The sequence below is a fragment of the Enterococcus pernyi genome (assembly GCF_045371165.1).
Classification (GTDB): Bacteria; Bacillota; Bacilli; order Lactobacillales; family Enterococcaceae; genus Enterococcus_B; species Enterococcus_B pernyi.
The window spans coordinates 1-12,420 of sequence record NZ_JBIQDM010000007.1; the positions used below are offsets into that span (position 1 = coordinate 1).

Below are 12,420 nucleotides of genomic sequence, written 5' to 3' on the forward strand. Positions count from 1 at the left end.
CCGAACACAGAAGTTAAGCTTCTTAGCGCCGATTGTAGTGAGGGGTTGCCCCTTGTGAGAGTAGGACGCCGCCACGCTGGTATTATTATTCCGGCATAGCTCAGTTGGTAGTAGCGCATGACTGTTAATCATGATGTCGTAGGTTCGAGTCCTACTGCCGGAGTTCTCATTTATGAGAAGAGTAATGAGCTTCTTTCACTCTGGAGAGTTGTCCGAGAGGCCGAAGGAGCATGATTGGAAATCATGTAGATGGTGCAAACTGTCTCAAGGGTTCGAATCCCTTACTCTCCGTAATTGATGTTTTACTGGCCCGTTGGTCAAGCGGTTAAGACACCGCCCTTTCACGGCGGTAACACGGGTTCGAATCCCGTACGGGTCATTTAATTGGATACATTGGAGGTTTAGCTCAGCTGGGAGAGCATCTGCCTTACAAGCAGAGGGTCAGCGGTTCGATCCCGTTAACCTCCATAATAATGATTTGGTTCCGTGGTGTAGGGGTTAACATGCCTGCCTGTCACGCAGGAGATCGCGGGTTCGATTCCCGTCGGGACCGTCATTTCTATTCAATTAAGAAAAATAAATAATTTATTCTTTATGGCGCGGTAGCTCAGTTGGTAGAGCAACGGATTGAAGCTCCGTGTGTCGGCAGTTCGATTCTGTCCCGCGCCACCATGGAGGAGTAGCGAAGTGGCTAAACGCGACGGACTGTAAATCCGTTCCTTAGGGTTCAGTGGTTCGAATCCACTCTCCTCCATTTTATAGGGGCATAGTTTAAAGGTAGAACAGCGGTCTCCAAAACCGTTAGTGTGGGTTCAATTCCTGCTGCCCCTGCCATGGCGGATGTGGCGAAGTGGTTAACGCATCGGATTGTGGCTCCGACATTCGTGGGTTCGATTCCCATCATTCGCCTTTTTTTCATTGGGGTATAGCCAAGCGGTAAGGCAAGGGACTTTGACTCCCTCATGCGTTGGTTCGAATCCAGCTACCCCAGTCCTATAAATATTAATTTATAGCTTAAAATAGTATAATGGCGGTATAGCCAAGTGGTAAGGCAGAGGTCTGCAAAACCTTCATCACCGGTTCAAATCCGGTTACCGCCTTAGTACTAATTACATTGCCGGCGTGGCGGAATTGGCAGACGCGCTGGACTCAAAATCCAGTGCCCGTTGAGGGCGTGCCGGTTCGACCCCGGCCGCCGGTATTAACTAAGATGACCACATCTTAGTTTTTTATTCGGAAATTAAATAACAAATTATTTTATTATGGCGGATGTGGCGAAGTGGTTAACGCATCGGATTGTGGCTCCGACACTCGTGGGTTCGATTCCCATCATTCGCCCTTTATTATTGGGGTATAGCCAAGCGGTAAGGCAAGGGACTTTGACTCCCTCATGCGTTGGTTCGAATCCAGCTACCCCAGTTTTTATCTATTTATTTGCCGGCGTGGCGGAATTGGCAGACGCGCTGGACTCAAAATCCAGTGATCTCACGATCGTGCCGGTTCGACCCCGGCCGCCGGTATTTTGGCACTAATGTAGTCTATACGTTGGTGCTTTTTTCTTTGTTTGACGTTATCGGCATTGAGACATATATACGAACGGATAATATACGCCAGGAAAAATATCTAAGTGATTAAAAATAGCCTGTATAGTTTGTTGTGGAAGTGGCTGAATTTAAATGAGTGATTCTATCCATTAGAAGCGTCCAATCCTCTTGTGTAGGAATATTAGGCAAACGGTGAATCGGACACGGGAAATCTTCGTTTACATGTAGATCATAGTTGCAGATGATCAGGTTGGCTTGATGATCATTGATTTCTTTTTTTGTCACTGGTTGTTCAATCAAAAATTTGACTGAGATTTGTCGCAAGAAGAGTAATTCTGCTTCTTGAATAATATAATCGTCCATCGAGGGACAACTTTGTAGTGCTACGATGACCCTCAGAGGTTGTTGTGAGTTGATCCTTAAAATCGTTGCATGGAACGTGGTCAGGCTAGCAGCTAAATGATCAAGATGTGTGAACTCAAACATCGGATGGACTTTTAATCGCTCTAAATGCTGAAGCCAAAGGTGAAAAAGCTCTGGGTATTTTTTTTTCATTAAATCAATCAAAGCAACAGAGGTCATTTCATATGAAGGGCTCATCTTTGAGAGTAATCTCGTATTGATCAAGAAGGCTTCGATTTTATCTAAAGCACCATTATCCAGCATCTGTTTTGGAAAAACCTGTAATAAAAAACGTTGGACTGCATCGACCACCACTGCACCTTCTTGACAACGAAAGGCGTAGGTTCGTTCTTCATCTAATCCTTGCCAATTTGAATAAGAGACACAATGTAAAAAAACAAGATACAGCCATAGCGATTCTGATTCAGGAATCGTTAGCTTGAAGAGTGAAGAATAGTAGGAGGCAATCAGATGTTCAATCAGCTGATTGCCTCGATTTTTTTGACTAAAGCAACGGTGCTATTGTTAAAGTGACAAAAATTTTTAGACTGCCCTCTAACTTTAGCAATCGATAACCAAAGCGAAAAACGAAAATGGCTAAAATGTAGAAAAGTTATCCCACTTTTTCGACCATGAGCGATAATTGATTGCGCATGGTGATTGCTATCAGAATCAATGATCTGACTATCACCAAAGCTTGAATAAAAAGAAAAGAGTAAAAAACGAATATCTTCTTCTTTGCCAATAAAAGTGAGCGGACCGGTTGCTTTCGATATGCGATACTCTTTCAGTACTTCATTCATATGACGAATGATATTGAAAATTGAACTACGAGAGATCATCAAGTAGTCCGATAATTGTTCTGTACTATACGTTTTGTTATGAAGCAATAGATCCATCATACGATAAATGGTTGTATCTTTAGCTAGTATAGTAATGACTGAATCGACAGAGATTTCTTGAGGGTCTATTTGTAAGAATCCTTGTTCATTGTAAGTAATCTGAAAATCAATCGTAGGTAAGGAATGATTGATAATATCGATATCTTTTCGTAAAGTTGGTTTTGAAATTCCTAACTTTTGTGATAGATCACTAAGGGTTAAATTCTTACTTTGGTGCGTACGTATAAACTGTAGTAAGTTATACTGTCGTTTGAATTGATTATCTAATTGTAATGTCATAGGTAAATTATTCATGAGAGAAACCTTTCTTTAAGACAAATGTAGAATTTGATAATAAGTACACTTTAGAAGATGAAAATATAGTTATTACTAATAGTGTTTAGTTATTTAAAATTTGATCAATTTTTTTATCATTATTTTCACATTTTTATTTAACTATTTCCGATGAGCGATGATTTACCCGACTTTTTTTGGCATTATCTTTGATAAAACTTATTTTTAAGCGGTGAATTTCATTTGTGAATTAGATGAAATATTATTTTAAATAGATAAAACGTTATGCTGAATCTCATTTTTCTTAAATTTAATAATGAATATAATTGATTTTGTGTAATTTTAGTTAGAGATACAAGGTTATTTATTTACTTAATCTAATCTTATTTTAAATAAAAACTTATTTTATGGATATAAATATGTAGTGAGATATTCAGTTGGTAACAATGATTTTTAGCAGTAGTAACAAATTTGAATCTGAATTTATTAGAAATGGAAATAGTATTTCTAACTAAATAACGAAAATTAAATTACTAAATATTTAGTAAAATAAATCGTTTTCTTTTCTTGCCAGTCACGTTATAATAGATAAAAATGATCACTAGGGGGTAGTGAAATGACGAAGTTAACATTAGCGATTTATGATAAAGAAAGAGTTCCAAGAAAAAGTTTTCAAGGAGAAGAAGAAATAGAAAAAGATTTGGTTGTGACAGCAGAAAATTTTGTGCATTTGTCTATGAGAAAATTTGAGTACCAAGAAGGAGATCAAATTGCTGTCGAAATGGATGAGTCTGGGAGGTACCTATGGGTCAAACTAGATGAAACTTTAGAAAGTTCACTGATCTATCTACCGGGAAATAAATGGACCTATGAAGTATCATTTCATTCCAATCGTATCAAAGCCAGACCGGAGACTCGTTTTTCTGGGGGACGACATTATCTAAGTGTTCGTTGTGCTTCTGAAGAGGAAGTGAAGATGTATCGTAATTTAGCGTTGAATCCGCATGATCAAAAAGAAGAAACTGGTGCGTATCCACATGCGAGTGCAAATGTGGAAACGAGAAATGATGCCACTTTCTTTGCATGTAATGCGATTGATGGCGTATACGCGAATCATTCTCATGGTTCATACCCATTTCAATCTTGGGGCATCAATCAGCAAGCTGATGCAGCTTTGACGATTGGTTTTGGTCGAGAGGTCCAATTGGATAAAGTTGGTTTTACATGGCGAGCAGACTTTCCACATGATAGTTACTGGACGAATGTGACGATTCAGTTTGACGATGGAACTAGTGAGACGTTTGCGACCGAAAAAACAGCTCAACCACAATATTTTTCATTTAGTGCAAGAAAGACCAAAACTATTCGCTTTTGTGATCTTATTCAAGCGAATGACCCATCGCCGTTTCCTGCATTGACGCAAATTGAATTGTGGGGCATGAATGATCAGCCGATGAAAGGATAAGCAATGAAAAAATACTTTTTGAAGCAACTGTCAGAAGCCAAAAAAGAGTATCTTACGAATAAAGTAGTTCCTGAGTTGCCAGTCTCGGGGTATAGAGAGTTTTTGATGACTGGAGAGCGATTGGTTTTTGAGAAGGCGTACTTTGCAAGACGTAAACATGCTACTGTCTTGGCGTTGTCCTTATTGCAAAAAAAAGAAGCCGAAGTAGTTGAAGGGTTAGAACAAGTTTTGTGGGGGATCTGCAATGAGTATAGTTGGAGTTTACCAGCTCATTTACCAATTGAAGCGAATCACTTTCGTGTGGATTCCCCGACATGGATCGATTTATTTGTAGCTGAGACAGGACAAATGTTAGCAGAGATAGTCAAATTGTTTGAGAAAGAATTATCTGAACTATTGACGTTTCGAATCCGGTCGGAAATCGATCGACGACTCTTCGTTCCTTTTGTAACAAACACATGGCCGTTTGAATCATTTGAGAACAATTGGAGTGCGGTTGTAGGTGGTTCGATTGGTATGGCTGCCTTGGATATACAAGAAAAAGACGGTAAATCACAAGCGGAGATATTGAGGAAAGTAGATCGTTGTATGGCCTCTTATTTACGAAGTTTTGGGATGGATGGCGCATGTGAGGAAGGCGTCAGCTATTGGGCATATGGATTTGGTTATTATATTTATTTTGCAGAAAAATACCAACAAGTTTATGATGATGACCGCTATCTGTTGGGTGATAAAGTGAAAAAGATCGCGGCTTTCCCTAATGATGTGATGCTCGCTGAAACAGAGGCTATACCGTTTTCCGACTACCACCCAGCGGACTTACCAAGTGGATTATTGAGTTTCTGTCAGGAAAGGTTCCATGTCGCAATTCCTGAAGTTGTGAGAATCAATGACTTAGATTTTGATCATTGTTATCGTTTTGCCCCTTTATTACGTAATTTACTCTGGTCAAAAAGACATATTGTGAATGATCAAAAAGAAGTCCTTCATTATTTTGAGGATGTAGCATGGGGCGTTCTTCAATCTTCGAAAGAAAATTTGGTGTTTGCAGCAAAGGGAGGACGAAATGATGAAAGCCATAATCATATAGATATTGGTCATTTCGTATTTGGTACGAGAGAAGACTTATTTCTTACCGATCTTGGAGCGGGAGAATATACAAAAGATTACTTTGATGAAAAAACACGTTATCTTTTCTTAGTGAACAGCGCACTTGGGCATAGTATTCCTATCGTTGCGAACAGTTACCAATTACCTGGAGCTGTTGCGGCAGAACATACGAGTTTTCAATCAACGAGAACTGGTGGAGTCTTCAAGACAGAATTGGCTTCCACGTATCCTTCGCAGATAGGACTACGCCAGATGGATCGGACAATAGAAGTGGATCGTTCGAAACGACAACTTGTTTTGAGTGATGCATTTACATTCGAAAAAGAAAATCAGTTAGTTATTGAAAATTTTATAACGACGAATCCAGTGGAAGTTATAGGGAAAACGGTATGTATCACAGGAGAAAAAGAAAAGTGTGAGATGTATTTTTCAAAACCTGTGCAGTTGATCAAAGAAAGTTATTACGATCACTATGGCCAAAAAAATGAAGCTACGCTGATCCAAGCGACTTATCAGTTGCTGAAAGAAGAAACAATCCAGATCGAGATTGCGATCAAAAGTAAATGAGGGCACGTGATTATCAGCGGTAAGCGTGGGACTTGTTTAATGGAATGAGGTAGTGACACACACATCCTCGCAACTGAATAAATGGTGTTTCAGAAGCAATTCCTTCGTAAATAAGCTAGAAAACCCCAAAGTTTTAAAAATTCGGGTTTTCTAGCTTATTTATCGGAAGTTCATCTATCAATCATGAGTTCTTTTTATTTGGTGGGGTAGTTGAGCCACGGACGATTAATTCTGTATCTAATAGGATTCGTTTCGCAATACCAGGGGAGTGGATACGTTCGTGTAAAAGATTGATGCCTGTTTCGCCCATTTCCTCTGTATAAGCTCTGACCGTTGAAAGGGGTGGCGTGATGTAGCGAGAAATTGATAAATCATTGATACCCATCACGCTGATCTGTTTAGGTACTTGGATCTGATGAGCATTCAATGTATGGATGATACCGATAGCAAAAGCATCATTTGCGGCTAAAATGGCAGTCGGTAGATCGTCTTGCCATTGTACTAAGGCTTTTTCTGTCAGTGATTCACTCGTTTTGACGTCAAGAGAACTATTTTCTTTTACGAAAAAATATTTTTCGTCGAATAGCTGATGATGTTTCATCATATCGATATACGTATTAGTCGTTGGTGTTTTGTAGGTTCGATACCCGTAGAGATTGGCACTTTCTTCTGCACCGATATAGGCAATCTTTTTATGTCCTAAATCTAAGAGATGAGTAAGTGCGACTTCAGTGGCTTGACCAAAATCAGTATTGACACAGTCATAATCGTGAAAAGGAAAATTTGATCCGACGACGCATAGATTTGGCGCAGTAGTATTTAATTCATCAATTTTTTCTTGCGTGAATTTACCGATTGCTAAGATGCCATCGACTGCTTGGATTTGATGTTGTTCGTTTTGGGAAAAGTTAATGACGTGATAGCCAAGTTCTACTGCACGTTTTTCGGCAGCTAAACGAATGGACATGTAATAAATATCTTCTAGTTCTTCGTCACTCGTGCGCCAAGTAATCAAACCAAGGACACCTTTTTTTTTCAACAGTCCATTTGCTGAGTGGGAATTGCCATTTTTTTTTGCCTTCTTTTTATATTTAGTGTAGTTCAGCTTTTCTGCAATTTCGAAAACTTTACGTTTGGTTTCTTCTGTTGCTGAGAGTGTATCATCATAATTTAAAACGCGTGAAACAGTAGAAATCGATACGCCTGCTTCCTTTGCGATGTCGGTGATCGTCGCCATAAGCTACCTCCGGATAATAGACTTTATTAATTATAGTATAGGTAATTTCAGTAAAAAGGCAAGTAAAAATGTTGACTTTTTACTGATTTTAGGTAAAATTTAGTAAAAGAAAACGATTTCATTAGGAGGGGAACCAAATCAAACGATTTCTCTTCGGATTACAATTCATTTTTATCGTTAGTTTTTGTACAGGATGTCAAACAAATAGCCGACAACAAGAGAAGGCTTTTGAAAATCAAATCAAAGAAGAAATCCAGCAAAAGGCGCATGTTTTTACTGAAAAAGAATATCAGTCAGCAAAGGTTCCATTGCATCAGTGGGTAAAAATCGAAGGAAAAATTATACGATCAGATGGTAAAGAACAAATAGAAAAAGGCGATCGCTTTATTCTGAGAAGTGGTTCCAGTGATTACCAAGTATTCAATGAACAAGCAGCATCAATCAATGTGGGCGATGAAGTGATCGTTTACGGAGAATATTATGGGTTTATCAAAGGATTTTTAATTGAAAGGGAGAATATACATGCAACAATTTCGTACAAAAAAACAATGGCAAGAAAATTTTCGCCAGTTAATGGCACCGTTACGTCCTTATTACAAAAATCAACCGGGTAAATTAAAACTAGGAACACATGGCACCGTCTATTCAGAGGCAACAAGAGAAGTTGAAGCATTTTTACGACCACTCTGGGGATTTGGTCCTTATCTGGTCGACGAAGATGATGCTGAATTAGCATCTGATTATCTGAAAGGAATCAGTGCAGGGACTGATCCACAGAGTGATGAGTATTGGGGGACAGTAACAGACTATGACCAGTTGATTGTCGAGATGGCTTCAATAAGTACAACGTTGCTTTTGAATCCTGAAAAAATCTGGGGACGTTTAACTTCGATGGAACAGACGAACTTGGCAGAATGGTTATTCACAGTCAATTCGCGTAAAATACCTAAAAATAATTGGTATTTTTTCCGTATCTTGGTGAATATCGCATTGAAAAAATGTGGCAAATCCTATTCACTGCAACAAATCGATCAAGATTTTGAAGTGATCGAGCATTTTTACAATGACAATGGTTGGTATTTTGACGGGGCATATACGCAATATGATTACTACGTCTCATTTGCGATCCATTATTACAGCTTAGTATATGCCCATTTTATGGCAGAGGAAGATCCAGTCCGCACAAAACGGATCAAAGAGCGGGCCGTTCTTTTTGCTCAAACATTTAAATATTGGTTTGATGCTAATGGCGAAGCATTACCTTTTGGTCGTAGCTTGACATACCGCTTTGCCCAAGCGAGCTTTTTCAGTGCCTTGGTGTTCGCGGATGTGGAAGCACTCCCTTGGGGTGAGATCAAAGGGTTGCTTAGTCGTCATTTAGAAAACTGGATGGATAAAGAGATTTTCTCGACAGATGGGCTTCTAACTGTTGGATATCATTATCAAAATCTAGTGTTTGGAGAAGGGTATAACGGACCGGGTTCTCCTTATTGGGCAATGAAGAGTTTTCTCTTATTGGCTGTACCTGATGATCATCCGTATTGGCAAGCAGAAATATGTCCACTACAAATTGAAGAAAAGACGCTAGCATTGCCGGAAAGCAAAAATTTTTACCAATACAATCAGTCATTGACGCATCTTCAAGCTTTCCCAGCTGGGCAGTTTGTCAATCAGCAAAGCTTCCCACATGCCAAATATAGTAAATTCGTCTATTCGACACGCTTCGGTTTCAGTGTCCCAAAATCTGATTATAGGTATTACGAAGGTGCTTACGACAGTACGTTAGCTTTGGCAAAAGATGGTCATTATTTCCGTCCGAAAGGGTTAGACCTAGATTTTTCTGTTCTACCTGATCGTATCATCCATGAGTGGTCTCCGTGGGAAGACGTCAAAATTCATTCCACGATCGTTCCACTGGAAAACTGTCATGTCAGAGTTCATGAAATTGAAACAACAGATTCTATACATGCCTATGACGGAGGTTTTAGTGTCCCTCTCGAACAGACTTTGCCAAAAGCAGACACGTTAAGTATCGAAGCAAAAACAAGTATCGGAATCTCAAAGATCGAGGGCATCATCGGGTATGAAAAAGCGGATGTTGTGCGAACGGAACCAAATACGAATCTCTTTTACCCACGTACGATGATACCTTTTGTCTCAGCTGAGATCTCCTCAGGCAAACACTTGCTTGTATCCCTTGTTTCAGGGACTTTACCTGGTGAAACAGTGATCCAGCCAGTTATTGAGCAAAAAGGACAAAAATTACTGATCCAACAAAAGAATCAAACGATCGAACTAACGATTAGATAATGGAGGTAGGAATGACACAATTTGATTGGTTGACACATGAAATTGATTTTGTAACTAATAAAGTCAAAAAAAATCTGACACTTTTTCAAGATACCGTACCACCTGCTACGAGCGTAGACCTTGTCTACGTTCCAGAGGAAAACACGGATTGGACAGCTAGTTTTTGGATAGGGATGCTCTTCCTAGTAAAAGAACTGACGAATGACCAAGCGGTTGATGCAACGATCGAAAAACAATTGGCATCTTTTCGTCAACGCCTTGAAAATGACATTGCGCTTGAAACGCACGATATCGGTTTTTTGTACACACTCTCAGCAGTAGCTGATTATCAAGTGAACCGACGGGAATCTTCAAAAGAATTAGCAATTCAAGCAGCGGATCGGCTGATGAAGCGTTATGACGTTAATACACAGATCATTCAAGCTTGGGGAGATTTAAAGGATGAGCACCAACGTGGGCGTATGATCATCGATTGTCTGATGAACTTACCGCTTCTGTATTTTGCATCTAATATGACGGGAGAGAGCAGTTATAAAGAAGCTGCCTATGCCCATGCCAAACAAACACAACGTTACATCGTTCGTGATAATTTTACGACATATCATACGTATTATTTTGATCCGAAAACTGGCAAAGCAATCGGTGGTAAGACACAACAAGGGTTTTCAGATGATTCTTGTTGGGCGCGTGGGCAAGCATGGGGAATCTATGGCTTTACACTGAGTTATAATCATACAGGTGATTACACGTTTTTAGAAACAGCCAAAAAACTGGCTAACTATTTCATCGACTGCTTACCAGAAGACACTATCTGTTATTGGGATTTAGTATTTCATGATGGCAGTGGTGAAGAAAGAGACACTTCCGCTGCGGCAATCGCGGTGTGTGGTTTATTGGAACTGGCGAAGCAACTGCCATTAAGCGATCCGAAAAAAGAATATTATCAGACTGTTGCTATCACAATTATGAAAACGTTATCAACTGATTATACAAGTGTGGATTCGCCACAATCGAACGGCTTGTTACTTGAAGGAGTCTATGACAAAAAATCAAATAAAGGAGTGAAGGAGTGCATGATCTGGGGGGATTACTACTATGTAGAAGCCATGATAAGACTGAAAAAAGTTTGGTACAGTTACTGGTAAAAAACTAAGATGAAAGAAATGGAGGGAATTGGAATATGAAGTTTTGGAAAAAAAGTTTAGTTACTGGATTACTTGTTAGTGGAGGGCTATGGTTGGGGGCCTGCGGAAATGAAAACCAAGCACAAGATCAAACGGACGGAACGGTGTTGACAGTCAGTACATGGAATTATGATACTACGCCAGAATTTGACAAACTTTTTCGGGCATTTGAAAAGGAAAATCCTGGGGTAACAGTGAAACCAGTAGATATTGCTTCAGATGATTATGATACGAAATTGACCACGATGTTAGCTAGCGGAGATTCGACAGACGTGTTGACGATGAAAAATCTCTTGTCTTATTCAAACTATGCATTAAGAGATCAATTAGTCGATCTATCTTCACACATCAAAGATTTAGACACAGACCCTGCAATGGAAAGCTACGAGATGTATGATATTGATGGAAAAACCTATGCGCAACCGTATCGTACAGACTTTTGGGTGCTTTATTATAATAAAAATTTATTTGATGAGGCAGGATTGCCTTATCCAGATAATTTGACTTGGGAAGAATACGAAGAATTAGCGAAAGAACTTTCAAAACCAGAAGAGCAAGTATACGGTGCATACCAACATACGTGGCGTTCGACTGTTCAAGCGATTGCTGCTGCGCAAAATAATAAAAATCTGGTGGAGCCAGATTATGGATTTTTAGGTGAGTACTATGACCGTGTATTGCGGATGCAAGAAGACCAAGCACAGATGGATTTTGGTACGGCCAAGTCGACGAATGTGACCTATCAATCTCAATTTGAAAACTCCAAGGCAGGCATGATGTATATGGGCTCTTGGTACATGGGCGCTTTGTTGACTAATATCGATGCTGGAACAACAGATGTGGAGTGGGGGATTTCTCAAATGCCACAAAATGAAAAAGGAAAGGAAATCCAAACATTTGGGTCACCAACAGCCTTTGCAATCAATAAGAACTCGAAAGAACAAGAACTAGCGCAAAAATTCCTTGATTTTTGTTCGGGTGAAGCGGGAGCTAAAGTATTAGCAGAAGTAGGTGTAGTACCTTCTTATCGAACAGATGCGATCAATGAGTTGTACTTTAGCCACAACGGAATGCCAAATGACGAAGTCTCACAAACAGCTTTCAAGCCGGAGAAAATCGCTATTGAGTTTCCAGTGGATGAAAACGGACCAGCTATCGATAAGATTTTACAAGAAGAACATGAACTGATTTTAGTAGGAGACGAAACACCAAAAGAAGCAATTGGTAATATGGAAAAACGAGTAAAACAAGAAAGTGAATAAAAAGGTGTGTGGCAATTTTGTCTTGAAGGTGTAAGATTTCTTTCATTTTCATATCAAATAAATAAGGGGGATAAATGATTTTCCTCCGCTATCTTGTCAACTATATGCTGAAGGAGCTTTCTCTGCGCCTTCAGTGTATAGCTAACAGGAATACCTGTTATTGC

The 12,420-nt window shown here is 39.5% G+C and carries 9 protein-coding genes, 15 tRNA genes and 1 rRNA gene; 22 read left to right on the forward strand and 3 right to left on the reverse strand.

The genetic code is table 11. The annotated features are described in order from the left end of the window. The 16 genes from rrf to ACH0AK_RS09460 all read left to right on the forward strand — a co-directional run. Positions 1–77 (forward strand): 5S ribosomal RNA (gene rrf / locus ACH0AK_RS09385); the annotation flags it as partial. 12 nt (positions 78–89) lie between these two features. Next, positions 90–163: transfer RNA gene (locus tag ACH0AK_RS09390), tRNA-Asn, on the forward strand. 39 nt (positions 164–202) lie between these two features. Beyond that, positions 203–291 (forward strand) — tRNA-Ser (locus ACH0AK_RS09395). A 16-nt stretch (positions 292–307) separates the two neighbouring features. Further along, positions 308–379 (forward strand) — tRNA-Glu (locus ACH0AK_RS09400). A 16-nt stretch (positions 380–395) separates the two neighbouring features. Then, a tRNA-Val gene (locus ACH0AK_RS09405) sits at positions 396–468 on the forward strand. Between the two features lie 12 nt (positions 469–480). Next, positions 481–553, forward strand: a tRNA-Asp gene (locus ACH0AK_RS09410). Positions 554–596: 43 nt separating this feature from the next. Further along, positions 597–672: transfer RNA gene (locus tag ACH0AK_RS09415), tRNA-Phe, on the forward strand. A gap of 1 nt (position 673) precedes the next feature. Continuing rightward, positions 674–754 (forward strand) — tRNA-Tyr (locus ACH0AK_RS09420). Positions 755–760: 6 nt separating this feature from the next. Further along, a tRNA-Trp gene (locus ACH0AK_RS09425) sits at positions 761–834 on the forward strand. Between the two features lie 2 nt (positions 835–836). After that, positions 837–909 (forward strand) — tRNA-His (locus tag ACH0AK_RS09430). Between the two features lie 10 nt (positions 910–919). After that, positions 920–991 (forward strand) — tRNA-Gln (locus ACH0AK_RS09435). A gap of 38 nt (positions 992–1,029) precedes the next feature. Then, positions 1,030–1,100: transfer RNA gene (locus ACH0AK_RS09440), tRNA-Cys, on the forward strand. 16 nt (positions 1,101–1,116) lie between these two features. After that, a tRNA-Leu gene (locus tag ACH0AK_RS09445) sits at positions 1,117–1,201 on the forward strand. A gap of 64 nt (positions 1,202–1,265) precedes the next feature. Further along, positions 1,266–1,338, forward strand: a tRNA-His gene (locus tag ACH0AK_RS09450). 9 nt (positions 1,339–1,347) lie between these two features. After that, positions 1,348–1,419: transfer RNA gene (locus tag ACH0AK_RS09455), tRNA-Gln, on the forward strand. Between the two features lie 17 nt (positions 1,420–1,436). After that, positions 1,437–1,520, forward strand: a tRNA-Leu gene (locus tag ACH0AK_RS09460). Positions 1,521–1,631: 111 nt separating this feature from the next. On the opposite strand, the gene ACH0AK_RS09465 is transcribed toward ACH0AK_RS09460, so the two are convergent. Both ACH0AK_RS09465 and ACH0AK_RS09470 read right to left on the reverse strand, forming a co-directional pair. Next, on the reverse strand, positions 1,632–2,258 hold the full coding sequence (locus ACH0AK_RS09465; protein ID WP_226076243.1) for a hypothetical protein: 627 nt from the start codon (positions 2,256–2,258) through the stop codon (positions 1,632–1,634). Positions 2,259–2,425: 167 nt separating this feature from the next. Continuing rightward, positions 2,426–3,142 (reverse strand): helix-turn-helix domain-containing protein, encoded by a 717-nt coding sequence (locus ACH0AK_RS09470; RefSeq protein WP_226076246.1) that lies wholly within the window; start codon positions 3,140–3,142, stop codon positions 2,426–2,428. Between the two features lie 595 nt (positions 3,143–3,737). Here ACH0AK_RS09470 and ACH0AK_RS09475 point away from each other — a divergent pair. Together ACH0AK_RS09475 and ACH0AK_RS09480 are read left to right on the forward strand one after the other, a co-directional pair. Next, positions 3,738–4,586 (forward strand): hypothetical protein, encoded by an 849-nt coding sequence (locus tag ACH0AK_RS09475; RefSeq protein WP_137072144.1) that lies wholly within the window; start codon positions 3,738–3,740, stop codon positions 4,584–4,586. Between the two features lie 3 nt (positions 4,587–4,589). Continuing rightward, a complete protein-coding gene (locus tag ACH0AK_RS09480; RefSeq protein ID WP_226076255.1) occupies positions 4,590–6,263 on the forward strand; it encodes a heparinase II/III family protein in 1,674 nt (557 codons plus the stop codon). A gap of 181 nt (positions 6,264–6,444) precedes the next feature. Here the strand turns inward: ACH0AK_RS09480 and ACH0AK_RS09485 are convergent, their stop codons facing one another. Continuing rightward, a complete protein-coding gene (locus ACH0AK_RS09485; RefSeq protein WP_023519434.1) occupies positions 6,445–7,500 on the reverse strand; it encodes a LacI family DNA-binding transcriptional regulator in 1,056 nt (351 codons plus the stop codon). Between the two features lie 308 nt (positions 7,501–7,808). Between ACH0AK_RS09485 and ACH0AK_RS09490 the strand changes: the two genes are divergently transcribed. From ACH0AK_RS09490 to ACH0AK_RS09505, 4 genes are read left to right on the forward strand one after another with little or no spacing between them, the layout of a single operon-like run. Beyond that, positions 7,809–8,114 (forward strand): hypothetical protein, encoded by a 306-nt coding sequence (locus ACH0AK_RS09490; protein ID WP_023519435.1) that lies wholly within the window; start codon positions 7,809–7,811, stop codon positions 8,112–8,114. Further along, the gene (locus tag ACH0AK_RS09495; RefSeq protein ID WP_499796869.1) at positions 8,023–9,810 is read left to right on the forward strand and encodes a DUF2264 domain-containing protein; all 1,788 of its coding nucleotides are present in this window, start codon (positions 8,023–8,025) and stop codon (positions 9,808–9,810) included. Before ACH0AK_RS09490 ends, ACH0AK_RS09495 begins: the two co-directional genes overlap by 92 nt. An 11-nt stretch (positions 9,811–9,821) precedes the next feature. Then, positions 9,822–10,955, forward strand: a complete 1,134-nt coding sequence (locus ACH0AK_RS09500) for a glycoside hydrolase family 88 protein (RefSeq protein WP_226076259.1) — start codon at positions 9,822–9,824, stop codon at positions 10,953–10,955. A gap of 35 nt (positions 10,956–10,990) precedes the next feature. Then, positions 10,991–12,256, forward strand: a complete 1,266-nt coding sequence (locus tag ACH0AK_RS09505; protein ID WP_010735826.1) for an ABC transporter substrate-binding protein — start codon at positions 10,991–10,993, stop codon at positions 12,254–12,256. Positions 12,257–12,420 lie beyond the last annotated feature (164 nt).

What these genes read in the sequence shown, in the direction of transcription:
- ACH0AK_RS09470 (WP_226076246.1), bottom strand. Translation starts at nt 3,142, where the DNA reads ATGAATAATTTACCTATGACATTACAATTAGATAATCAATTCAAACGA.
- ACH0AK_RS09475 (WP_137072144.1), top strand. Translation starts at nt 3,738, where the DNA reads ATGACGAAGTTAACATTAGCGATTTATGATAAAGAAAGAGTTCCAAGA.
- ACH0AK_RS09480 (WP_226076255.1), top strand. Translation starts at nt 4,590, where the DNA reads ATGAAAAAATACTTTTTGAAGCAACTGTCAGAAGCCAAAAAAGAGTAT.
- ACH0AK_RS09485 (WP_023519434.1), bottom strand. Translation starts at nt 7,500, where the DNA reads ATGGCGACGATCACCGACATCGCAAAGGAAGCAGGCGTATCGATTTCT.
- ACH0AK_RS09495 (WP_499796869.1), top strand. Translation starts at nt 8,023, where the DNA reads ATGCAACAATTTCGTACAAAAAAACAATGGCAAGAAAATTTTCGCCAG.
- ACH0AK_RS09500 (WP_226076259.1), top strand. Translation starts at nt 9,822, where the DNA reads ATGACACAATTTGATTGGTTGACACATGAAATTGATTTTGTAACTAAT.
- ACH0AK_RS09505 (WP_010735826.1), top strand. Translation starts at nt 10,991, where the DNA reads ATGAAGTTTTGGAAAAAAAGTTTAGTTACTGGATTACTTGTTAGTGGA.